This is a genomic window from uncultured Hymenobacter sp. (assembly GCF_964242765.1).
Classification (GTDB): domain Bacteria; phylum Bacteroidota; class Bacteroidia; order Cytophagales; family Hymenobacteraceae; genus Hymenobacter.
Map to the genome: position 1 here is coordinate 1 of NZ_CAXTBM010000036.1, position 23,234 is coordinate 23,234.

The following is a 23,234-nucleotide window of genomic DNA, read 5'->3' on the forward strand; positions in this document are numbered from 1 at the left end:
GCCGGAAAGCGAGCCGCTAACTCCCGTAGTGCGGGCAGAAAAGTAAGACTCACCACCGTCACGGCCGTGGCCGGGCTGCTGCGCAAAATGGCGGTGAGCTTTTCCAACCCCACGTTGCCGCCGCCCACCAGCAGCACGCGCAGCTGCTCAAGCTTGAGGAAAACCGGAAAAAGCGGATTGGCAACGGGTGGGGCAGGCATGTGATAGAGTGAAACAGATTGACTGAAAGTGAAATAAACTAGAAACTAAACTGAGCAGGCTGCCTAAATCGGCACGCCACTAGCTTCCCGTCCTACTGCCGTCGGTTCTTCCCAGAGCTCGAAATCAGCGGCAGGCGCTTCGCAGGTCGGGCAATGATAATTGGGTAGCGCATTCCACGGCGTACCGGCCGCTACTCCCTGCTCCGGGTCCCCGTAAGTTACGTCATATACGGTAAGGCATTGGCGGCAACGCGGCAGCAAAGCGGCGGAAACCACTGTTTGGTCGATAGCCGGCGCGGGGTTTTCACTGGCTGGTTCCTCATAAATTGCCCCTGCTTGCTCATAGAAAAGACGGCAGAGTTCGGCCAAATACCACCCTAGCCGGTCGCGGCGCACATGCTGGCGAAACAGCACAAAGTCGCGGGAATTGGGGTTGAAGTCGCGGGTATGCAGGATTTCGTACAACTCGGTGCCGCGCCCTTGCTGTGTGCGGATGATGATGGAACCGAAAAGCCCGGTTTGGGGCTGCGTTTTGATGGCAAAGCACAACTGGTAGGTGCGCACATCTTCGTCGTTGAGGTAGCGGACCAGTTCGTGCTTAAGAGCCAGCCCGGCGGGGCAGTTGTCTTCCACCTGCCAGTTCAGCTCGTTGGCCGCGTGCCGCACATTCACGCGGTGGCGGCAAAGTACGGCATCCCACAGCGCCCGATCAGTGGGCGCAATGCCTTTCACTATCAACGACTTCCAGGACGTCGTGCAGAGTTGCCCAACGCGCGTCTGCAAACACACGCGGCATAAGTCCTGCAAAAAAGCCACCGTAAACAACTCGTTGCGCCGGTAGATGCCGAGCCACAATTGCTGTCCGCTGCGGTTGAAGCCCTCATAATACGGCAGCATAAAAGGCGGCAACACCAAAGGCCCGGCCACAAGCCGCTGCCCCAACGGTTGCACGGCACTCACTTGCGCGTGCAGTTGCTCCCCAGCGGCGGCCGGCGAACCGGTGAATTGCGTTGGTTGAGCGAGCAGCACCCGCTCCACGGCCGCACTTACCACCGGCACGTCTTCGGAATACACCAGATGCGGCCACGCGTAGAGGTGACCCGTGCGGGGGAAGCGCACGTACAAGTGCCAATAGTTACTAGTGTCAGCGGCAATAAAGTTGAGGTGCCCCGTGAAGAGCGGCACGAAGGTCTGGCGGCTGTCCACCAAGTTGATTTTCAGCCGGGGCCGGTAATCAAACAAATCCAGAATGTCCTTGTAGACCCCTTCGCGCAGCCAGGCCGCGTTATAGAACACGTCCTCGCCCACGTAAGAGCTGACGATGTTGGGATGCAGTTCAGGCTCCAGTTCGGCCAGCACGCCCGCCACCGTCAAGGCCTGCAACAGCGCCTTACGCCGCGGCTTCTCCACGGACAGTAGCAACTGCTGCCGGTGCCCCAGCTGCACCTGCTCGATTCCCGCCGCTTCGGCCGCGGCCAGCACGGCCAGCAAGTCGCCGGCTGGCACTATACCTCCTGGCAAGTTTACGGCGACTATAGAAAGCGAGGAATCAGTGGACTGCATATGAAACGAAGCGGAAGTATCTACTGCTAAAAGGGCATCATCTTAACTCGCGACAGGAATTAATACAGCCAGTTCCGTTGCTAGAATTTGTTGGACTTCGGGCCGACATGAGCCGCAGCCGGTGCCCGCGCCCGTGGTAGCGCAAAGCTCTTTGAGCGTATCGCAACCGGCGGCTATGGCTTGGCGCAAATTGTCGGCTCCCACGTTGTTGCAACTACACACCAGTTTGCCAAGCACGGGGGCAGCCGTGCGGCCGCTCCGCAGCAGCTGCAGGCGCTTGTCGCTGAGCTCGGTTTTGTTGGCTATTAATTCCCGAAACTCCTGGAATTCGGTTTTGTCACCAATCAGAATGGCGCCTACCAACCGGTCTTGGTGGATGATGCACTTCTTATAGTAGCGCTGCGCCTTGTCGATAAAGACAATTTCCTCGTAGTACACCGGGTCGGGGCACTCGGGCAGGCCAATGCTGCACAAGTCAAAGCCGTGAATTTTGATGATGTTCATGAACGTACTGCCTTGGTAGCGGCTGCCCACGTCGCCACTGAGGGAACGCGCCACTACGGCAGCCTGCTGCTCAGCTGCCGCCGTGATGCCGTAGAGCACGCCCTGAAACTCGGCAATCTCCCCGAGGGCGTACACGCTTGGGTCGCTGGTTTGCAGCCGCTCGTTCACCACTACACCGCGCCGACACTCCAGACCGCACTCCCGGGCCAACTCCAGGTTGGGTACCGTCCCGATGGCCAAAATTAGGGCGTCGCACTCCAGACGACGGCCACTTTTCAAGCCCACGCCCGTGAGGCGGGAGCGGCCGTAGTAGAGCTCGACTTCGTCGTTGAAGTACAGATCACAGCCTTGATCCAGCATTTCCTCTTGCAGCATCTGGCTGCCTAGGGGGTCGAGCTGGCGGTCCAAAAAGCGGGATATGCGCTGGATGATGGATACTTTGGTACCCACTTCGCGCAGGGAAGCCGCCATTTCCAGCCCGAGCAAGCCTCCACCTACTATTACAACATGGGCCTCCCGGGCGGGCAAGTGGTTTTTGAAGTTGTCGGCGTCGGTGCGGCTGCGCATCGTAAATATGCCGGGCAGCGAAGGCACGTTGCGGGGCACGGCTGCGCGGCTGCCGGTGGCCATAATCAGCACGTCGTAAGGGGTGCGTTGGCCGCGCGAGTCTATTACATACTTCTCGGCCCGGTTTACGTGCTCCACGCTCACACCGCGCAGCAAGCGGATGTTGTAAGTAGGCTCTTCTTCGTCTTGCATTTTCACCAGCTGCGCCCAGTCCTGGTGGCCGCTGATGTAGTCGGGCAGCATCACCCGGTTGTAGAATGGAAAGTCCTCTTTGCTGAAGATGGTGATGTCGTCTTCTTGGTTAAGCTCGCGGTACGATTTCACGAAGCCATAGGCCCCGGCTCCGGCACCCACCACCACAACGCGCTGCTTGGGCTTGCGGTACTTTTCGAGCTGCACGGCGCAGAATTTGAAATCCGGCTCCTTAGAAATCGGGTCCACCGCGCCCGAGGTGACGTTGTTGGCGCGGTGCAAGTCCGAGCCCAGGATTTTACCCCAGTGCATGGGCAAGAACACCACCCCCGGCCGGATATTAGTCGTCAGGCGCGCCGCTACCCGCACGCTGCCTCGGCGCGACTGGACCGTCACTAGGTCGCCTCCCCTTATTTCCAGGGTGGCCGCATCCTGCGCATTCAGTTCCAGGAAAGCCTGCGGCGTGTGCTGAGTAAGCTTGCTGACTTTGCCTGTTTTGGTCATCGTGTGCCACTGGTCCCGGATGCGGCCGGTGGTGAGGATGAACGGGTACGTCTCGTCGGGCGCTTCGCTGCGGAATACAGCCGCCACCGGATGAATCATAGCGCGGCCTGAATCGGTGTAGAACTGCTGGTCGGTGAAGAGGCGAGCGGTGCCCGACATAGTCTGCCCGGAGCGATAGGGCCACTGCACCGAACCCCGCTCGCGCAGAATACTGTAGTTGAGCCCGGTAATATCGAGCGTGGTGCCGGTGGTTAGGCGAGTGTGTTCTTGATAGATGGCTTCGGCATTGGCGAAGTCGAAGCCAGCAAAACCCATGGCTCGCGCAAAGCGGCAGATAATTTCGGCGTCGGGCAAGGCTTGGCCGGGGGCGTCCACCACTTTCGGTAGGTAGCTAATGCGCCGCTCGGAATTGGTCATGGTGCCTTCTTTCTCGGCCCAGGCGGCGGCAGGCAGCACCACGTCGGCGTAGGCCAGGGTTTCGGACTTGTTGCTGATGTCTTGCACCACCACGAATTTCGCTTTGGCCAGCGCCGCTTCGGCCTGGCGCACGTTGGGCAAGCTGGTCAGCGGGTTGGTGCAGATAATCCAGATGGCTTTGAGGCGGCCATCTTCCAGGGCTTCAAACATCTCGGTGGCCGTGAAGCCGGGCTTTTCGGCCAGGGGGCCGCTGCCCCAGAACTGCTGCACCTCGGCCCGGTGGGCAGGGTTGGCTAGGTTGCGGTGGGCGGGCAGTAAGTTGGAAAGGCCGCCTACTTCGCGCCCACCCATGGCGTTGGGCTGCCCCGTGAGGGAAAGCGGCCCCGCGCCAGGCTTGCCAATCTGCCCCGTAATAAGGTGCAGGTTCAGCAAGCTCAAATTCTTGTCGACGCCTACCACGCTCTGGTTGAGCCCCATCGTCCACATCGACAGGAAACCTTTAGCGGCCCCTATGTAGTGGGCTGCCAGTCGGATATCGCCCTCAGGTACGCCGCACAGTTGCGCTGCTTCGGCCACCGTGCGCTCGAACGCGAGGCGCTGATATTCCTCGAAGCCTTCGGCGTGTTGTTCAATAAAAGATAAGTCGATGTCGCCGTTTTCGATCAGCGCCCGCGCCAACGCTTGGTTCAGCACCACATCGGTGCCGGGAATCAGTTGCAGATGCACATCGGCCAGCGCGCAGGTGTCCGTCACGCGGGGGTCCACCACAATGATTTTAGTGGTCGGGTTAGCGGCCTTGTGCGCTTCCACGCGCCGCCACAGAATGGGGTGGCACCAGGCCGGGTTAGCACCCGTTACCAACAGACAGTCAGCGAGTTCAATGTCATCGTAGCACACTGGCACGCTGTCCTCGCCCAAGGCCATCTTGTAGCCCACTACCGCGCTGCTCATGCACAGGCGCGAATTGGTGTCGAGGTTGTTGCTGCCGATGAAGCCTTTCATCAGCTTGTTGATGACGTAGTACTCTTCAGTCAAACACTGCCCCGAGGCATAGAAAGCTACCGACTCGGGGCCATACTGCTGTATGAAGGTCTTGAACACGGCAGCCGTGCGCTCTAAGGCGTCATCCCAGCTTACTTGCTGCAACGGGCGGCTTTTGCTGTAGCGCATCTGAGGGTACAGTAGCCGGTCGCTGCGGTCGTTGACGGTGTATTGCAGGTTGAGGCCCTTGCTGCACAATGCGCCGCGGTTGACAGGGTAGTCGGGGTTACCTACTACGGATACGTCGCCGTTTTTTTCCGGCTTGACCAGCACCCCGCAGCCCACGCCGCAGTAGCAGCAGATGGAAGGAGTAGCGGCGGAAGGCAAAGACATAGGCACGTGGTTTAACTTTCAGATATTGAGCCCGCTGCTTACACGCGAGCCAGCGTGAGCGACTCCGGGGCAACTTCGCCGATTTCCTTGCGCACGAGTCGCACCAGCAGTACCAACCCACCCACGGCGGCTACGCCCAACCCGATATAGAGGAAGGCCGTGCTGTAGGTGATAGCCGAAGATTTGAACAGGAAGCCGACCAGCATGGCGCCCAGGTTGCCGCCCGCGCCCACCACGCCGCTCACGCTGCCCATGGCTTTTTTGTTGACGAACGGCACAATGGAGTACGTGCAGCCATTGGCCATTTTCAGGAACAAGGCAAACAACAGCATGGCGGCAATGGCCAATGGTAAGCTCGGAGCCACCGCAAACAACACAATGCCGAATCCTTCGAGAATAAGCAGCCCACTTAGCAGCAGCCACTTGCCTTTGAGGCCGTAGGTCCGTCCCATCCGGTCGCTGACCCAGCCGCCCAGGCCGCGGGCGAAGATGTTCATGAAGCCGAAGATGCCCGCCAGCATGCCCGCCAGCACCAGAGTCGCCCCGAAGTGGTCGACGAAGTACACAGCGGCCACGTTGTCGATAGTAATTTCAATACCGAAGCAAGCGCCGTAGGCCAGAGCCAGCACCCAGGTGCGGTAGTCGCGCAAAGCCAGCAGAAACGTACCCTTGGGCTTTTCGGCAGTAGCCGTGCGCTGAATGTCGGCGTAATTGCCGCGCGGCGTGTCGGTGGTGTATTTGTAGTACAGCCAAGCCATTACCAGCAGCACCACACCCGGCACCACCATAGCCAAGCGCCAAGAGTTGGCCTCATCGATGTACCCCAACGACACGAAGGCGGCAGCCACCAAGGGCATAGCCATGTTGGCAATGCCGCCGCCAAGGTTGCCCCAGCCGCCAGCCACGGCATTGGCCGTGCCCACCACGTTGGGCGCGAACATCATGGAGGTGTGAAACTGCGTGATAACGAAAGAGGCCCCAATGATGCCAATGGCCAGGCGGAACAGCAGAAAGCTTTCGTAGCTGTTGCTCAGGCCAATGAGCATCACCGGAAAGGCGCCCACTACAAGCAGCAGCGTGTACGCCAGGCGCGGACCCAACGTGTCACAGAGCTTGCCCATAATCAGGCGGGCCAGAATAGTGGCCGATACCGATGCAATAACGATGTTGCCGACTTGCCCTTTATCCAAGTGCAGCTGCTCGCGCACCAACGGCATCAACGGCGCAATCCCAAACCACCCAAAAAAGCAGAAGAAGAACGTAAGCCAGGTTAGGTGGAACGTACGCATCTGCACTCCCTTGGTAGCGAAGATGTTGAGGTGGCTGAGGGGCTGCTGATTGGCAAGCGGGGCATCCATAAGCAAAAGATTAGGTAGAGGTTAAAGCATGCACTAGTAGGCTTCGGTCCAGCCGATATAGACTATGTCGCCCTCGACCTTGATCGGGTAGGTTTGGATGCTGCATTCGTCGCCGTTCAGGCACTCGCCGGTGAGCAGCGAAAAGGTGCGCTTGTGAAATGGACAGGCAACTTTAGGCTCACAGGCTTCGCCGGTGCTGCCAATCATGCCGCGAGCCAAGGCCATTTGTTGCTTGTGCGGGCACAGGTTTTGGGTGGCGTACCACTCGCCGCGGCGGGCGAAGTTGAAGATGGCAACCTGCTGGCCTTCTACAAGGGCGCAGGCTCCCCCATCAACTGGAATATCCGTGGTTTTGCACACGGGCAGCCATTCTACATCGACAGTAGTTTCCATAAAATTTTGCCTGTTAGAGAGTTGAGGTTGCTACCAGAAAGCACTGCTTTACAGTGTTACTCGGCTAGAATACTCGGTTAGATACCGGGCTGCGCCCCCTCGGGCGCAGCAATACCAGATGAATCGACTAGGTTTTGATTAGGCAAAAGGCGCTACCACGCTTTGACTATCTTTTGCCCCCGCACGGGTTCAAACTCCATGGTGGGATCTTTCAGCTTCGGGGCATTCACGAAGTGGGTGAACTGCTTGCGCAATTCCGGGTTTTCCACCACTTCCTTCCATTCGCAGTGGTAGTTCTGGATGAGCAGCGCCATTTCGGCTTCCAGGTCGGCGCAAATACCGAGGCTGTCGTTGAGCACCACGTTTTTTAGGTAGGCCAGACCGCCGTCCATCTTGTTGAGCCAGGTGGCGGTGCGCATCAGCGGGTCGGCGGTTTTGATGTAGAACATCAGGAACCGGTCGAGGTACTTGATTAGGGTTTCCTTATCGATGTCGGTGGCTAGCAGTTGCGCGTGCTGTGGCTTGGAGCCACCATTGCCACACACGTATAGGTTCCAGCCTTTTTCGGTGGCGATGATGCCAAAGTCCTTGGCCTGCGCTTCGGCGCACTCGCGCACGCAGCCGCTCACGCCGCTTTTAAGCTTGTGGGGCGAGCGGATGCCCTTGTAACGGTTCTCGATTTCGATGGCCAACGACACGCTGTCGTGCAAGCCAAACCGGCACCAAGTGCTACCCACGCAGCTTTTCACCGTGCGCAGCGACTTCCCGTAAGCGTGCCCGCTCTCGAAGCCCGCGTTGATAAGTTCTTCCCAGATATCAGGCAAGTCACTCACGTGGGCCCCGAACATGTCAATGCGCTGGCCGCCCGTAATTTTGGTGTAGAGCCCGTATTTGTGGGCCACGCGGCCAATCACCATCAGTTGCTCGGGCGTTACTTCCCCGCCCGCAATGCGCGGCACCACCGAGTAGCTGCCGCCCTTCTGAATGTTGGCCAAGTACCGGTCGTTGGTATCTTGAATGGTGTTTTGCTTGACAATCAAATCATTCCACAAACCCGACAAGATGCTGCCGATGGCGGGCTTGCAGGTTTCGCAACCGTCGCCTTTGCCGAAGTGGTCGAGGGCCGCGTCATAGGTGCGGATATCATTGATTTTCAACAAGTCGAACAGTTCTTGGCGCGAGTAGTCGAAATGCTCGCAAAGCACGTTCTTGATGTAGGCACCCTGCGCGGTGAGGGTGCCGTTGATCAAATCCTTGACCATGGGCACGCAGCCGCCGCAGCCGGTACCGGCTTTGTTGCACTTCTTCATGCCGTCCACCGACGTCACGTTCAGCTCGGTTACGGCAGCGCAGATGGCGCCTTTGGTTACGGCCTCGCACGAACATACCAGCGCTTCTTCGGGCAAGCTCATCACGCCCGCGCCTTCGTTGGCTTCGCCCCCGCGGGCCCCTAGAATCAGGTCTTCGGGGTGCGGTGGCAGCACGATTTTGTTGTTCACCGTTTGCAGCAGCATGTTGTAGGCATCGGCGTCGCCGATGAGCACGCCTCCGAGCAAGTGCTTGCCGTCGGGGCTGATGTTGATGCGCTTATAGACTCCGTTGTGCGCATCCTCGAACACGATGGAACGGCTGTGCGGCTCGGCGATGAACGGGTCGCCGAAGCTGGCTACGTCTACGCCAATCAGCTTGAGCTTGCTGCTCATGTCGTAGCCGGTGAAGGCGCGGGCGCCTTGGGTGAGCTGGCTGGCCACTACCTCGGCCATATCATAGCCGGGAGCTACTAGGCCGTAAATCATGCCGCTGTGGAGGGCGCACTCACCGATGGCGAAAATGCGCGGGTCGCTGGTTTGCATTTCGTCATTGACTACGATGCCACCACGCAAGCCCACTTCCAGGCCTGCTAGTTTAGCTAGCTCGTCGCGGGGGCGGATACCGGCCGAAATCACCAGCATATCCACTTCCAGGATGGACCCGTCGCCGAAGTGCAGCGAATCTATTTTGTGTTCCCCACCGATACTCGAAGTGGCTTTGCTCAGGTGAATCTGCAAGCCCAAGGCTTCGAGCTTGGTTTGCAGCATCTGACTACCGGCCGCGTCTATCTGCCGAGGCATGAGCCGGGGCGCGAATTCTATTACGTGCGTTTCCGGTACTCCTAAATCCAGCAGAGCTTTGGCCGCCTCCAGGCCCAGCAAACCACCTCCGAGCACGGCCCCGCTCCGGGCGGTGGCGGCGCAAGCTTTGATTTCCTCTAGGTCTTCGATAGTGCGGTACACCATCACCCCATCCTTTTCTACGCCCGGAATGTCGGGCACGAAGGCCGACGAGCCAGTGGCTAGCACCAAGTAGTCGTAGGGCTGCACAAGGCCGCTACGCGAATGCACGGTTTGGGTGGCCCGGTCGATTTCCTGCACTGCGTCGCCGAGGTGCAGCGTGATGCCGTGTTCTTGGTACCACTGTAGTGGCGCCATCAGCAGGTCGTCGGCTGTTTTGCCGCCGAAGTACTCGCTCAGGTGCACCCGGTCATAGGCCACGCGGGGCTCTTCTCCGAAGACAACCAAATTGAAGGCGGTGGTTTTAGCGAGTAGCTTCTCACAAAACTTGTAACCAACCATGCCATTGCCTATCACAACGACGGTGGGAAGGTGCTGCATTACCATAAGCCCTTACGGTTAGGAATTCATGATGGAATCAGATTAAAAGATGGGTGGGAAATTGTGGAGAGGACGGTATTTGCACAGTTTCTAAAAATCTACATTAAGAAGAATAGACCTTTAAAACCATAGTGCATTCAGTTGTATAACTACAAGTCTAAGAAATATGACCCCATTTACAAAGGCATATTTTCATAAAAAGTGTTTTTTATTCCTGTATGCCTATCAAATTCATACCCGCCACCGATGATTATATAGCAATTTTGATTCACGGCTCCGAGCGCAAGCCATTTCCTGCGTCAAGCGCCTCTCATCAATTGGGCGCAGAGCCTTGGGGTTGGAGGCGGCATTACACCCATCGGTATTTGCTGGGTTGCCGAATGCGCCCTATGACGCAAGAAAGACAAGTTCCTTTTTTGGGTCCCGTTTTGCCCAACCACCTCACAAGCCACAGTAAGCAGAACATGCTAGGGCGCACTACCTTGGTCACGCCCGTATCTGACCTTGTGACCAAGGCAGCAGAGCGTATTTCAATTGCTAACCTTGGCAAGAAGCAGGCTTGTCGCTATCCACCATTTTGCGGGCCTTACACAACAATAACGCGCCCAGGTTACTTGGATAAGGGGCCCCTTCTCTAACCGCTACTTCCTCCCAATGAGCGAACGTATTCCGACCTTTCAACTCCAGGCGTTTTCCCGCTACAACAATGCGCCCTCGGAGGTCTTCTTCCCCGATTATGCAATGGCTAGGCCCCCGCTCCCCCTTCACCTTCCTTACCGCGGCGCCTATTACAAGATCAGCCTTTGTCTGCGGGGAAGGGCCGAGCTACAAGCGAATCTGGAAACGTATGTCGTCACGCCTGGGTGCCTGATCTTGGCTACGCCGGAGGTGATCAAACAATGGCAACACATCTCCGATGACTACGAAACGTTGTCCGTCTTCTTCACCCGCGACTTCATCACCACCAATAATGCTAACTCCGGGAAACTGCGCTTCTTCCTCGCGCCCCCTACCTACGTGCTGCCCCTGGCGGCCCCCGCGGCCGCTAGTATAGCGGCCTCTTTCCGGTTTCTGGAGCAGAAATACAACACCCCGCACCGAGAGCGGGACAACATTCTCAAGAACCTGCTCAACGGCTTACTCTACGAGATAGGAAGTTTCTACGACCCGCTCTATGATCAACCGGCGGCGGGTACCACCAGGAGTCAGGTGCTGACAATGGCCTTTCGGCACTTGGTCCAAGCCCATAGCGTGGCCGTCCGGAGCGTCGCCTTTTACGCCGACCAGCTCTGCGTTACCCCCAAACATCTCAGCGAACTAGTCAAAGAAACCACCGGCAAAACGGCTCACGACTGGATTGCCGACGCCGTGGTGTTAGAAGCCAAAACCTTGTTGCAAAACCCTTCCTCCCCGATTCAGCAAGTTGCGGCGAGCCTGCACTTCGCCGATCAGTTCGCCTTTAGCCGGTTCTTCAAAAATAGAACAGGGATTTCGCCCACGGCCTATCGGCAAGCAACTTAAACGGGGCTCCCGCCTTTTGGCCACATCGTGCCGCCCTCTGGCTATGGCACCGGCCGGCCTGAGCGGTGAATTTTGCAGCCACCATCCCAGACCTTCTGCCCTTGCCATCACGACGGCTCGTACGGTAGTGGTTGTTGGGATAACCACGCAAAATTCACTGTATGATTTTAGTAACGGGAGCAACCGGACAGTTGGGAACAGCCGTCCTGCAAACGCTGTTGCAAAAGACGGCCGCCAGCCAGGTGGCAGCATTGGTGCGCGACGAGCACAAAGCCGCTGCCTGGCAAGCCCAGGGAGTGAGCATCCGCCTCGGCAGCTACAGCGACCCAGCCTCCCTGGACCGGGCGATGCAAGGCATTGAGCAGGTGCTGCTTATCTCGGGCGGCGGCGAAGACGACGCGCTGCAACAGCATTACAATGTCATTGAGGCGGCAAAGCGGGCGGGCGTTCAGTGCCTGGCCTACACGAGCCGGGCGCTGAAAGACCCCGGCACCCTGGCCAATCAACTGATGGTGCGGCACTTCCAGACGGAAGCTTACCTCCAGGCGAGCGGGTTGCCGTATATTATTTTCCGCAATATTCTCTACATGGATGTGCTGCCCTTGTTTACCGGGCCCCACGTGCTAGAATCGGGCATCCACCTGCCGGCGGGCCAGGGAAAAGTAGCCTACGCCCTGCGCAGTGATATGGGCGAAGCCATTGCGAATGTATTACTGGAAAGAAATAGGGAAAACCGCGTTTACCACTTCACCGGTCGTGAGGCGTATTCTTTCGACGACGTGGCTGCGGTCTTGACAGACTTATCGGGGAAAACGGTAACCTATACGCCCGTTGAGCCGGTCCCCTTTGCGGCTCGCATGCACGAGCGCGGAGTGCCAGAGCTGGCCATTGAGCGAACCATTGGGTTTATGACCGATATCAAGCACGGGCAGGAAGCCGAGGTCCATTCCGACCTAGAAACGGCACTCGGGCGGCAACCCACAGCCCTGACAGAAGGACTAAAATTGCTGTACAAGCTGTAAGAACGTTTCGGGCGCGTTGTCACCAAGATTATATCTAACCATCAGGCGACATGTGCCTTAACACCGGCAGTCCTTACTTAACACCTTGGCCTAAGGAAGGTGGCGCGTCGGCTTGGAGGCTGCCCCAGGTGGAATTGGGTTGCGGGCCCATGCGCAGCGTGAGTTCGCCACCGGCCAGGATTTCCTGGTGTTGCAGGTAGGTGCGGGTGAAGGATTTGCCGTTGAGCTGCGCGCTTTGAATGTAGGCGTTGGCCGCCGAGTTTCCCTCGGCCCGGATGGTAAACACTTTGCTGCCGGGCATGCTCAGTGCAACCTCCCCAAACGAAGGGCTGCCCAGCACGTAATACGGCATGCCAGGGCACACCGGGTAGAAGCCTAACATGCTGAACACCAGCCAAGCCGACATCTGGCCGGCATCTTCGTTGCCGCTCAGGCCGCCGGGGTCGGCGCCGTATTCCTCCCGGATAATCGTGCGGACCCGCGCCTGGGTTTTCCAGGGCGCCCCGGCGTAGGGATATAGGTAGGCAATCTGGTGGTTGGGCTCGTTGCCATGCCAGTAGTAGCCCTTATCGAAAAGCGTATCGAGCCGCCCGAGGAAGCGCTTTTCACCGCCCATCAGCTTCATTAGGCCCGCCACGTCCTGCGGCACGTACCAGGTGTACTGAAAAGGTGAGCCCTCGGTGATGAACGAAACGCGAGAAGCCAGCGGGTTGAACGGGCTAATCCAGCGACCATCGGCGTAGCGGCCCCGCACGTAGCCCACGGCCGGGTCGAAGACGTGGCGGTAATTGCGGGCGCGTTGCAGCAGGGTTTCGTAGTCACTCTGCTTGCCCAGCTTGCGGGCCACCTGCGCCAGCACGAAGTCGTCGTAGGCGTATTCGAGGGTGCGCGACACCTGCTCTTTCTTATGGAAAGCGTCGGGCACGGAGTCTTCCAGCGGCACGTAGCCGTAGCGCAGGTACGAGGCCATGCCCCGCCGCCCTTTGCCTTCCCGGTAGTCGGCCAGGTTGGGGTTGGCTTCGAAGGCGTTTTTGCGCATAACCCGGTAGGCCGGTTCCGCTACCGCGCCCGCCAGGTTTTTCATTAGCGCGTCGCCGATCATGGCAGTGGCGTGGTCGCCAATCATGGCGGCAGTATAGCTGTTCCAGGCCGGAAAAATGGGCAACCAGCCGCCTTGTTCGGCTTTTTTCACCAACGACTGCACCATGTGCTCGGTTTTTTGCGGGGCCAGCAGCGTCAGCAGCGGGTGCACGGCGCGGTAGCTGTCCCACATCGAAAAGTCGTCGTAGTAGTCGAACCCCTCGGCCTTGTAGATGTGGTTGTCGTCGGCAAAGCCGGGATACGAGCCGTCGGCGTCGCTGAAAAGGCGAGGCAAGAGGTTGGCGTGGTAAAGGGCGGTGTAGAACTTCACCTTTTCCGGCGACGTGCCGCCGCTCACTTGCACCTTGCCCAGCGTTTCGTTCCAGCTTTTCTCGCTGCCGCTGCGGGTCTTGGCCAGTTTCCAGCCCGGAATTTCGGCGGCCAGATTCTTGCGGGCTTCTTCCAGACTGGTAAAGGAATGGCCCACCCGCACGTGCGTCGTCAGGCCTTTGGCAGCGTTGAAGCGGACGAAGGCGCCCACCGGACTTTTCTGGCCCTGCGCGCGCTGGCTGGCGCGGCTCAGCTGCGCACCGTTCCAGGTGCCGTACTTGCTAAACGGCTGGTCGAACACGGCCACGAAGTAACCGCTGAACCCGGCCGACTGGCCCCGCCCCTGGTAGATGCGGTGCACCGGATTGTAGCCGCTGATTTCGCGCTGCGCCGGATTGATGGTTACGTAACCTTCTCCTTCGTCGCTGTTGGGCTCCACTACCACGTAGGCCTCGGGGGTAGCCGGAAAAACGAATTGCAGTAGACCCGCCCGTGCCGTGGCCGTTACTTCCGCCTGAATATTGTAGTCGGCCAGCGTGACGGCGTAGTGGGCCGGCGTGGCGCGTTCGGTGGCACGGTTGAAGGCGGAGGCCCGCTCCGTGGCGCCAATTTTCAGTTGGCCGGTCAGGGGCATGATGGTTACGCTGCCGTAGTCTTGAGTACAGGAGCCGCTCATCCAGTGGCTGCCTCGAAAACCCTGAATCTTCTGATCTTCAAAGTAATAAGGTGACACGCACTTGTTCTCGGTGGCGCGGGTCTGCGGGGTCCAGTGCGTATGGCCGTGGGGCACCCCTACGGCGGGAAAGGTCTGCCCCTTCAGCTCGGAGCCGGCTTCGCTGTGGCGTCGGGCGCTTTCGGTGGTGCTGACGGCCGTGCCAACCAGCGGATTCACGTAGGAAATAGGAATTTCCTTTCCCGGCGCCTGGGCCTGCAAGGTTAACCCTAGTAAGCTGAAACAGGCCGTAAGCAGCCAATGAGTTAGCCAGCTCGTGAATCCTCCGAGTGGTAGGGAAAGGGTGTACGGCATATGTTTATGCTACTTAAAATCTGTTTGAATACCCCGCCTGTCCCTCCGACGCAGGAGGAATCTGGATAAAGCTCTCCAACGATTTAACTCAGATTCCTCCTGCGTCGGAAGGACAGGCGGGGTATTGGGTAGGTTCTGAAAGCTTGCCCGAAATAACTCACGCAAAAAGGACGCTCTGGAGTTCTCGGTCCTCAACGAATCGTCTGCACCCTAATCTTTGCCTCGGTTACATTGCCCGGCACGGCCAACTGGAGCACTCCGGCCGATAGGAGTTTAGTTGCGCAGGGCTGGCCGTTGAGGGTAGCTTGGTAGCGGTGAGTTGGGTTGAGGCTGACGATTACCGTGCGCTGGTCGGTGGGTTGGCCGGGGTTGAGTTGCAAGGTGGCGGTGAGTTGGCGGTTATCCTGAGAAAACTGCTTTTCCGTTACCCAGGCATCGAAACCAACCGTCAGCCGGCCGGGCTGGTAGTAGGCCCCGAACCACGACAACACCGGCGTCGACAAACCCGAAAACTGGTGCCAGCCGGCCCCGCGGCCGGTTTGAATCAGGAAGTGCTCGAAGCAGTTGTAGGAAATTTCCACCTCGTTTTTCCACAGGTCCAGGCCGGTGCGCGCAATCTTGAACGCCTCATCGGCCTCGCCCAAATCGAGCATGGTTTTCCAGAAAAACCACTGGTGCGGCATCCACACCGACCCGTTCCAGTAGCCATCGGGCCGGTAGTAGGGCGCCGACTGGTCGACTACCGACAGGCCGATGGGCGTCCACATGCCTTTTTCCGAGCGAAGGTGACCGAGCAAGCGTTGCTTTTGGCTGGGGGTGCAGATGCCGGCCAGCAGCGGATATGCCCCGTCGAGGCCCATATTGTAGTTGGCGCCGCTGCCGTGGCGCAGAATGCCAACCGGCTGGCCGGCCTCATTGTGGCGCACGTAGCCGTAGTAGCCGGCTTGCTCGTCCCAGGCGTGGGTTTGCAAGGCCGCGCTCAGCACGGCAATGTCCTGGTCGTATTCGTGCACGTCCTCAGTTTGACCCAGGGCTAGGGCCGCCAGCCGCATGATTTTGGCCGTCCGAATGCCGTGCGCGGTATTGATAACGGGCGTCACGGTGGCTTCGAGTTTCTGCTGGCGCACGAATACCTGGGGCGGATAGTCGTCCCAGCCCCCGGAATTATAGAAATAGTCCCAAGTGCGCAGTAGGTTAGAAGGCAAGTTGCGAATGGTGGAGCTGCCCAGCCGGCCTACCATAAAGCGGTGGTATTGGCGCAGCCGCGGGTAGAAATACGTTAGCAGCTCCCTGGACTGCGTCCGGTTCCACAGCTCCTGAAACAAGTAAATCTGCACTGGCACGGGCGAGCCGTGGTGAATGAAAGCCGACGGGTGGCCCGGCGCGGTGGTGTAGGCATTGAGGCATTCCACGGCCTGACGTACGTCCAGCTCAGCCAGCCCCAACCCGATAAAGCCCGAATCCCAGGTGTAGAGGCTGTTCCACCAGCGGCCCGGCGGGTAGTGCTTGATGTAGGAGCGCTGGGTGTAGACCGGGTACACCAGGTTGGTGAGCGTGGTGGCCCGCATCAGCTGTTGGCTGAATTGGTAGGTTTCGCCGGCCGGCGCGGCGGCCACGGCGGCTATTCCCTGCCGGGCTCGCGCGTAGGTTTCCTCAGGCTTGCGGTTGGCTTCAAACTCAAGGAGACGACGCTGCACTTCCTCCTGCGTGCCCGAGCAAACCAGGCCGTACATGGTTTGCGTGGTATGGGGCGGCACCGGAATGGGCCGGGCGAATACATTGGTGAAGTGGCCCAGGTCGTTGCCGTGCAGCTCCTTACGCACGTGTTCGTGCACGTATTTGCGCAGGAAAATATCCAGCTCATCGTTGAACAGCTGGCGAATCTCGAAGGAAGGAAAGTCCCACGCCAAACCGTAATACTGGTTGAGGCCGGGGTATTTGAGCAATAAGCTGCGACTGGTGGGCCCATTGCTAATCTCAGGAATTCGGTTTTCGGCGCTGGGCTGGAATGTTACCTGCCCGGCCGTTGCTTGGTCTACAAGCGCGAAGCCGTCAATCTCCACGGGAGTTGGGCCGTTGGAAATCAAGGTAAAGGCGTGTGGGCCGGCGGCTTGCGGGCCTATCGGCACGGCGTGCAGCGCCATAGCGCCGGTGCCGGGCAGCTTGACTTGGGCCTTGATGTCGCCTGTCAGTTGGAAGGAAGCGGTTTCGCCTTTCTTAATCCGGTAGCGGATGAGCAGGCGGCTTTGCTTGTGCGCCGTGGGCAAGGTGAACTGGTAGCTGGCCTGGTCGCCGGGGTCCTGGCCAAAGTCTTTACCCAAGGCGCTGCCGCCCACGAAGGCATTGTCGCGCACTTCGCCCCGGATGAAGCCGTCGTAGGTGAGATTGTCTTGCGGCCGGGGCTGGGTGAAGCGCATGGCCGCGTAGTCGAGGGCGCTGACCCACACGGCCCCGGTGGGCAGCACTACTTCAGTAGGTCGCACGTCGGGGTAGTGAAGGCTGGCCATGTAGTGCAGTACTAGGCTCTGCGGGTTGGCCGTGTTGTTGACGCACTGCGCCCTGATTAGCCGGGCGTTGGGGCCGGCCTGGGCAAAGGATATGTCGCTGTACACTTGGTCTTTCCACTCCAGCTCGTGCCGAAAAGAAAAGTAGCGCAAGTCAGCGGCCGCTTCCCAGGGATGGTAGCCGGATTCGAATAGCACGTTGGGCACCAGCACTTTCTGCCGGTACAAGCCGGGAAATACCGTCAGGTCGAAACGCAAACCCCGCGCGCTGTCAGCAATGTGCGAAACGCCAATGTACTGCTTGGAATACGGCCCCCACGCCGGTAAGCTGAGGCTGTGGGTGCCGGGCAACCGGGCGAACAGCTTAGCGTCTAAGCTAGCCGAATCGGGTAACTGGGCACCTTGGATAGTAAGAACTGGCTGGTCGGCATTTTTTCGAAAATCAGTAGCCGTTTGGTTTACCTGACAGGAGGCAGCCAGCAGTAAACCACTTAAAAGTGAAGCGCCGAATATCCGTTTAAGTGAAGACATGCCTTGTTGTTGGATTGTGTGCTGCGTTAGCTCATCTAGCAGCACGTCATGCAGAGGCGCAGCCGAAGCATCTCGCATGCTGACTCAGCCATACTAGCTCAACGATTCGAGCGAGATGCTTCGGCTGCGCCTCTGCATGACCGTTACTATTGCGGTAGTGGTGTTTGCCAACGGCGAGCTTTGGCTTGACTGCGCCTCCGCCTGACCGATAGAATAGCACCCTTATAGCACGTGGCCGGGGTTTTGGGTGATTTGGCCAGGGTTGACGTTGATCTGGTTTTGTGGCACGGGCATCAGCAACTGGTAAGGCTGTATCGTCACCAAGCGGTTGCCAACCCGGATGTTGTAGCGAGCGAAGTGGGCGTTCATGACGGGAATTGCGCGGCCCGTGCGCACCAAGTCAAACCAGCGGTGCCCTTCAAAGGCCAGCTCCACCCGCCGCTCCTGCTCCATAGCCAGCCGAAACGCGGCCTGATCGGCCACTTGCAGGGCGGCCACGGAATTCGCGGCCGTTTTGGCGGGCAAACCGGCGCGGGCGCGCACTTGGTTCAGGTACGTGAAGGCCTCGCCGCCGGCCACAAAGCTTTGTTCGTTGAGGGCCTCGGCGTACATAAGCAGCACATCAGCGTAGCGGATAACGGGCCAGTCGTTGTCGGAATCGTTGTTTTGGGCCGGCACGTCCAGAAATTTGCGGGTGAAGCGCACGCTCACCACGGTGCCATCGGGGCGGGTGTAGCTGCTGGCCATCGACGCGGCTTTGCGGACGTCGCCAGCTTCGTAGGCGGCTTCCACGTCGGGGGTCACGATGTTGTTGCCGCCAGTGCTGCCGAGCGGCACCACGTTGGTGCCCGAAAACTCGGGCGCGAAGTTGTTGGCGTAGTTGCTGCCTTCGCCCAAGCCGCCTTTCTTGAACTGCACCGCAAACACACTTTCGGCGTGGTTGCCGTTGCCGGCCCGAAACACCTCGGCGTAGCTGGGCAGCAGGCTATACGCCCTCGAATCAATTACTTCCTTGAGCTTGGTGGCTGCCGCCGCAAAATTCTGGCGGGTGAGGTACACTTTTCCCAGCAGCGCCTTGGCCGAGTTGCTGGTGGCCCGGCCTAGGTCGCCGGCGGCGGTGTAGCGGACCGGCAAAGCCGTTTCGGCCTCGCTTAAATCCCGGATAATCTGCTCATATACTTGGTCTACTGCTACCCGGCTCTGGGTGTAGCCCTCAGAAACCGACTTCACCTCGTTCACTACTAGCGGCACGTCGCCGAACACGCGCACCAGATTGAAGTACATCAGCGCCCGCAGGAATCTCGCTTCGCCTTTGTACTGGGTTTTCAGGGCGTCGGGCATCGTGATGGGGTCGATGCGGTCCAGGATGGCGTTGCAGCGGGCAATGCCCTGGTAGCTGTTGTTCCAGCGGGCATCCAGGAAGGGGTTGGTGGAGCGGACGTAAAACTTGTCGAACTCGTCTTGGTCGGTGACGGAGCCGGAAAGCGGGTTGGTGGTATTGTCGGAGGTGATTTCCGAGAAAACGTACCACTCGCCGTACTGCCCGGCCGCTTGCAGCGACGAGTAGGCCCCGTTGACGGCATTGGTAAAGTCGGAGCTGGTGCGGTAGAAGTTGGTGACGCCCACCTGCGAGGCGGGGCTCAGGTCCAAGAAGTCTTTGTCGCAGGAAGCTAGCAGCGCACACGCTAGGCCAAAGAAAGCTATTTTTTTTCTCATGACAATCGAAGCTTGGGAGGGAAGAGGTTGACGGTCAGTCTTGTAGCGCGGAAGTCGATAAGTAGTCAGTTGAATCGTAAGGCTCTATTCAAAGAGCAGTTGAACAACCCAGCCTGTCATTCCGAGGCACGAGGAATCTCGCGTGCAGCACTAATTTCAATCATCAAGAATTACCAAAGCCCGCGAGATTCCTCGTGCCTCGGAATGACGTTCCTGTTCTTTGGATAGGCTGGATGCAATTCATTTTTAAGCACTTAGCACCCAACTACCTGCCGACTAGAACCCGAGGTTTACGCCTAGTGTGAACGTGCGGGAAAGCGGGTAGCCGCCGTAGTCGGTGCCGGGCGTTAGGGCCTGAAAGCTAGCCGAGCTGCTAGGAGTATTCGTCGGTGTCTGCTCTCCAGCAAGATTCACTTCCGGGTTATAGCCTTGGTACTTGGTGAAGGTGGCCAGGTTCTGGATGCTGGTGTAGAGGCGGGCACTTTGGATGAAGGCCTTCTTTACCAGGGCAGTAGGCAAACTGTAGCCCAGGGTGATGTTGCGAATCCGGAAGAAAGAGCCGTCTTCCACCCAGCGGGTCGAAACCTGGTTGTTGCTGCCGGTGGTGCGGCTGTTGGCCCGTGGAATAACGCCGTTGCCGGGCTGCTCGGGGGAGCGCCACCGGTCGAGCACCGCGCTGCGCTGGTTGGCGTTGCCCTCCAGGTTTTCGTAGAAGCGCAAGGAGAGGTTCAGAATTTCGTTGCCTTCCACGCCCTGCGTGATGATGTTCAGGTCGAAGTTCTTGTAGGCAAACGCATTGGTGAAGCCGTAGATGAAGTCGGGCTGGTTGTTGCCGATGAGCGTGCGGTCGGTGGGCGTAATCTGCCCGTCGCCGTTTACGTCCTGAAAACGCACGTCGCCCGGCCGGGCGTCGGCAAAGTGGGGCGTGGCGTCTAGCTCGGCCTGATTCTGGAAGATGCCCTCTTGCACGTACCCAAAGAAGCTGCCCAGTGGCTGACCAATCTGCGTGAGGTGGGTGTTGCCGATGCTCGAATTGCCGAAAATCGGGTCTCCCTGGGGCCCCAGCGCCAGCACCTTATTGCGGTTCAACGACAGGTTCAGGTTGGTGGTCCAGGTGAAGGCGCCGGTTAGGTTGCGCGAAATCAGGGCCAGCTCCACGCCGCGGTTGCGCACTTTCCCGATGTTTTGCAAAGCCCGCGTGAAGCCGGTGGAACTCGGCACGGGCACATCCAGCAGCAAGCCCGAGGAATTCCGCTCGTAATAGTCGGCGGTGAAGGCCAGGCGGTTGTTGAGCACGCCCAACTCCAGGCCGGCGTCGAATTGCCGGTTGATTTCCCAAGTCAGGACGGTGTTGGAAACAGTTTGCTGGCCGAGGCCATTGACAATATTGGCCGTGCCCGTGCCCAATGAGTAGTTTTCGGGCGCGAGAATGCCAATGGCGCCGTAGTTGGGAATGAAGTTGTTGCCCGTCAAACCGTAGCTGACCCGAAACTTCAGCTCGTTGAGGGCCGTGAGTCCTCGCAGAAACTCTTCTTGCGAAGCGCGCCACCCCAGCGACACCGACGGGAAATTGCCCCAGCGCCGGTCGGCCCCGAACCGCGAGGAACCGTCGCGCCGGATGGTGGCCGTCAGCAGGTACTTGTCGCGGAAGCCATAGTTGATGCGCGCTAGGTACGAGAGCAACGACCATTGTTCGAGCAGCGGATCACTAGTCGCGGTGCGAATGGAAGCCGCGTTGACGGTCGTCACCAGGTCGTTGGGGTAGCCGGTGGCGTCGATGCGGGTGCGTTCCTGAATGGGGGCTCGTTGGGCCGTGAAGCCTGCCAGGGCCGTCAGGCTGTGTTGCTCGGCGAAAGTCTTGGTATAGGTCAACGTATTCTCGTTCAGCCAGTCAAGCGCAAACCGCGAGCTGTTGTAGCCGGCCGCAATGGTGGGCGCGGGCTGCTGATTGGCCGGCACGATGGAGGGCCGGAAGTAGTTGCGCCGGTTGGTGTTCACGTCGGCGCCCAGGCTGGTCCGGAACGTGAATCCTGGCACCAGTTCCAGCTCGGCGTACATATTGCCCAGCACCCGCAGCGTGTTCACCCGGTCGGTTACTTCGTTCATGATGGCCACCGGGCTCGGAATGCCCGGCATCCCGAAGCCGTAGTTGACCTGCGAGGCGTAAGTCCCATCAGGATTATACACTGGAATGACGGGCAGAATGGAAAGCGCCCCGTTGATGATACCGTCGCTGGCCCAGTGGTTTTCGGCCGACACTCGGTTGTCCACCGAGAAGGAAGGCGCCAGGTTTACGCCCACCTTGAGGCGCTTGCTCAGGGTAGCATCCACGTTGGCGCGGAAGGAGTAGCGCTTAAAACTCGACTCCCGGATAATGCCCTCTTGATTGAAGTAGTTGGCTGAAATCAGGTACTGACTTTTCTCCCCGCCGCCCGACACCGACAACTGGTAGTTTTGCAGGCCGGCATTGTGGAAGATTTGGTCTTGCCAGTCGGTGTTGACTAGGCTGGCCGGGTCGTCGTAGCTGTCGGGGTAGCGCAGGCGCTGGCCGTCGGGGCGGATGCTGTTGGGGTCGCTGGCCTGGCCGCCCCGATCGATCCAGGCGTTGTTGAACGCTTCGCGGGAGAACTCCGTGAATTCGGCGGCATCGAGCATGTCCAGCTTTTTGGCCACTCGCTGCTGCCCGATATAGTAGTTCAATTCAATTTTGGGCTGACCAGCTTTGCCGCGCTTGGTGGTAATAATCACCACGCCGTTGCCGCCCCGCGAGCCGTAGATGGCGGCGGCCGAGGCATCCTTGAGCACTTCCAGCGAGGCAATGTCGTTGGGATTGATAAGGTTAATGTCATCGGGCGAAGTCAGCGGGTAGCCATCCACCACGTAGAGTGGCGCATTGCCCGCCGAAATAGAACCGGCCCCGCGCACCCGCACCGTAAGGGCGCCGCCGGGGGCCCCAGAGGTTTGCTGCACTTGCACGCCGGCTACTTGCCCGGCCAGGGTTTCCGTGAAGCTGGCCACTGGCAAATCCTTGATATCCTGGGCACTAACGGAGGCTACGGCGCCCGTTACGTCGGTTTTTTTCTGGGTGCCGTAGCCCACTACCACCACGTCGGCCAGGGCCTGCGTATTTTCCTTGAGCGTAACATTAACCTGCGTGCGGCCGTCGATATTCACCGTTTGGGCAACCAGGCCCACCGAGGAAACTACGAGCGTGCTCGCGCCCGTCGGGACTTGCAGCGTGAACTTGCCATTGGGGTCGGTGCTGGTGCCTACGGTGGTGCCTTGCACCTGAATCGTGACTCCGGGCAGGCCAGCGCCTTTCTCGTCGGTTACCCGGCCGCTGATTTCCGGGCCGGCCTGTTGCGCCCAAGCGCCGGGCAGGGCCGTTGCTAGCAGCAACAAAAGAAGGACCACTTTAAGTAAGTAGCCAGGGTAAAATACCTTCATAGAGTGGGAAGTAAGGAGGTATGGAAAGAAAAGGAAGCAGCAACCGAATGGGCACCCGTCACGCGTGTTCGGACCTCATGGGAGGGACAACAGACCGGGAAAGAGAAGAGCAAAGTATTTCCGCAATTAGGATTGCTAGGGAAATACAGACTGGGCAGCACGACGCAACTTACAACTTGTGAAAAGGATTGCACTGGGGCTCTAATATATTGATTGTCATTTGATAATCCACAATATCTTTACCTACCTCCGCCCCCCAACTTACCGGGTACTAGCCTTGTACTGAGCGGGCTATTCTCGCTTGATAGCCGCTCTGCAACCACACTCCTACCC

General features: G+C 59.0%; 12 protein-coding genes. 2 read left to right on the plus strand and 10 right to left on the minus strand.

The window, feature by feature from the left end:
• From ACFE7X_RS15285 to nirB, 6 genes are all read right to left on the minus strand, one after another.
• On the minus strand, positions 1 to 200 hold a 200-nt coding region (locus tag ACFE7X_RS15285; RefSeq protein WP_375436550.1), incomplete at its 3' end, for an NAD(P)-dependent oxidoreductase.
• Positions 201 to 263: 63 nt separating this feature from the next.
• Positions 264 to 1,763, minus strand: a complete 1,500-nt coding sequence (locus ACFE7X_RS15290; RefSeq protein WP_375436551.1) for a rubredoxin — start codon at positions 1,761 to 1,763, stop codon at positions 264 to 266.
• Between the two features lie 42 nt (positions 1,764 to 1,805).
• Positions 1,806 to 5,321, minus strand: coding sequence for a molybdopterin-dependent oxidoreductase (locus tag ACFE7X_RS15295; protein ID WP_375436552.1), 3,516 nt, complete (start codon positions 5,319 to 5,321; stop codon positions 1,806 to 1,808).
• A 38-nt stretch (positions 5,322 to 5,359) separates the two neighbouring features.
• A complete protein-coding gene (locus tag ACFE7X_RS15300) occupies positions 5,360 to 6,679 on the minus strand; it encodes an MFS transporter (RefSeq protein WP_375436553.1) in 1,320 nt (439 codons plus the stop codon).
• A 33-nt stretch (positions 6,680 to 6,712) separates the two neighbouring features.
• Complete coding sequence (gene nirD / locus ACFE7X_RS15305) at positions 6,713 to 7,072, minus strand: nitrite reductase small subunit NirD (protein ID WP_375436554.1); 360 nt, start codon at positions 7,070 to 7,072, stop codon at positions 6,713 to 6,715.
• 152 nt (positions 7,073 to 7,224) lie between these two features.
• Complete coding sequence (gene nirB / locus ACFE7X_RS15310; RefSeq protein ID WP_375436555.1) at positions 7,225 to 9,723, minus strand: nitrite reductase large subunit NirB; 2,499 nt, start codon at positions 9,721 to 9,723, stop codon at positions 7,225 to 7,227.
• 654 nt (positions 9,724 to 10,377) lie between these two features.
• Between nirB and ACFE7X_RS15315 the strand changes: the two genes are divergently transcribed.
• Positions 10,378 to 11,244, plus strand: coding sequence for an AraC family transcriptional regulator (locus ACFE7X_RS15315; protein WP_375436556.1), 867 nt, complete (start codon positions 10,378 to 10,380; stop codon positions 11,242 to 11,244).
• A 161-nt stretch (positions 11,245 to 11,405) separates the two neighbouring features.
• On the plus strand, positions 11,406 to 12,266 hold the full coding sequence (locus tag ACFE7X_RS15320) for an SDR family oxidoreductase (RefSeq protein WP_375436557.1): 861 nt from the start codon (positions 11,406 to 11,408) through the stop codon (positions 12,264 to 12,266).
• A 73-nt stretch (positions 12,267 to 12,339) separates the two neighbouring features.
• On the opposite strand, the gene ACFE7X_RS15325 is transcribed toward ACFE7X_RS15320, so the two are convergent.
• The 4 genes from ACFE7X_RS15325 to ACFE7X_RS15340 form a co-directional block, all read right to left on the minus strand.
• Positions 12,340 to 14,703 carry a GH92 family glycosyl hydrolase gene (locus ACFE7X_RS15325; protein WP_375436558.1) on the minus strand — a complete coding sequence of 788 codons (2,364 nt, stop codon included), beginning with the start codon at positions 14,701 to 14,703 and terminating at the stop codon, positions 12,340 to 12,342.
• A gap of 191 nt (positions 14,704 to 14,894) precedes the next feature.
• The gene (locus ACFE7X_RS15330) at positions 14,895 to 17,738 is read right to left on the minus strand and encodes a trehalase family glycosidase (RefSeq protein ID WP_375436559.1); all 2,844 of its coding nucleotides are present in this window, start codon (positions 17,736 to 17,738) and stop codon (positions 14,895 to 14,897) included.
• Between the two features lie 222 nt (positions 17,739 to 17,960).
• Positions 17,961 to 19,454, minus strand: a complete 1,494-nt coding sequence (locus tag ACFE7X_RS15335; protein ID WP_375436560.1) for a RagB/SusD family nutrient uptake outer membrane protein — start codon at positions 19,452 to 19,454, stop codon at positions 17,961 to 17,963.
• A gap of 276 nt (positions 19,455 to 19,730) precedes the next feature.
• Entirely contained in the window at positions 19,731 to 22,901 is a 3,171-nt protein-coding gene (locus ACFE7X_RS15340; RefSeq protein ID WP_375436561.1) for a SusC/RagA family TonB-linked outer membrane protein, read from the minus strand.
• Positions 22,902 to 23,234 lie beyond the last annotated feature (333 nt).

Excerpts from the sequence above, each read along its gene's own strand:
- ACFE7X_RS15290 (WP_375436551.1), bottom strand. The coding sequence starts at position 1,763 with ATGCAGTCCACTGATTCCTCGCTTTCTATAGTCGCCGTAAACTTGCCA.
- ACFE7X_RS15295 (WP_375436552.1), bottom strand. The coding sequence starts at position 5,321 with ATGTCTTTGCCTTCCGCCGCTACTCCTTCCATCTGCTGCTACTGCGGC.
- ACFE7X_RS15300 (WP_375436553.1), bottom strand. The coding sequence starts at position 6,679 with ATGGATGCCCCGCTTGCCAATCAGCAGCCCCTCAGCCACCTCAACATC.
- nirD (WP_375436554.1), bottom strand. The coding sequence starts at position 7,072 with ATGGAAACTACTGTCGATGTAGAATGGCTGCCCGTGTGCAAAACCACG.
- nirB (WP_375436555.1), bottom strand. The coding sequence starts at position 9,723 with ATGCAGCACCTTCCCACCGTCGTTGTGATAGGCAATGGCATGGTTGGT.
- ACFE7X_RS15315 (WP_375436556.1), top strand. The coding sequence starts at position 10,378 with ATGAGCGAACGTATTCCGACCTTTCAACTCCAGGCGTTTTCCCGCTAC.
- ACFE7X_RS15320 (WP_375436557.1), top strand. The coding sequence starts at position 11,406 with ATGATTTTAGTAACGGGAGCAACCGGACAGTTGGGAACAGCCGTCCTG.
- ACFE7X_RS15325 (WP_375436558.1), bottom strand. The coding sequence starts at position 14,703 with ATGCCGTACACCCTTTCCCTACCACTCGGAGGATTCACGAGCTGGCTA.
- ACFE7X_RS15330 (WP_375436559.1), bottom strand. The coding sequence starts at position 17,738 with ATGTCTTCACTTAAACGGATATTCGGCGCTTCACTTTTAAGTGGTTTA.
- ACFE7X_RS15335 (WP_375436560.1), bottom strand. The coding sequence starts at position 19,454 with ATGAGAAAAAAAATAGCTTTCTTTGGCCTAGCGTGTGCGCTGCTAGCT.
- ACFE7X_RS15340 (WP_375436561.1), bottom strand. The coding sequence starts at position 22,901 with ATGAAGGTATTTTACCCTGGCTACTTACTTAAAGTGGTCCTTCTTTTG.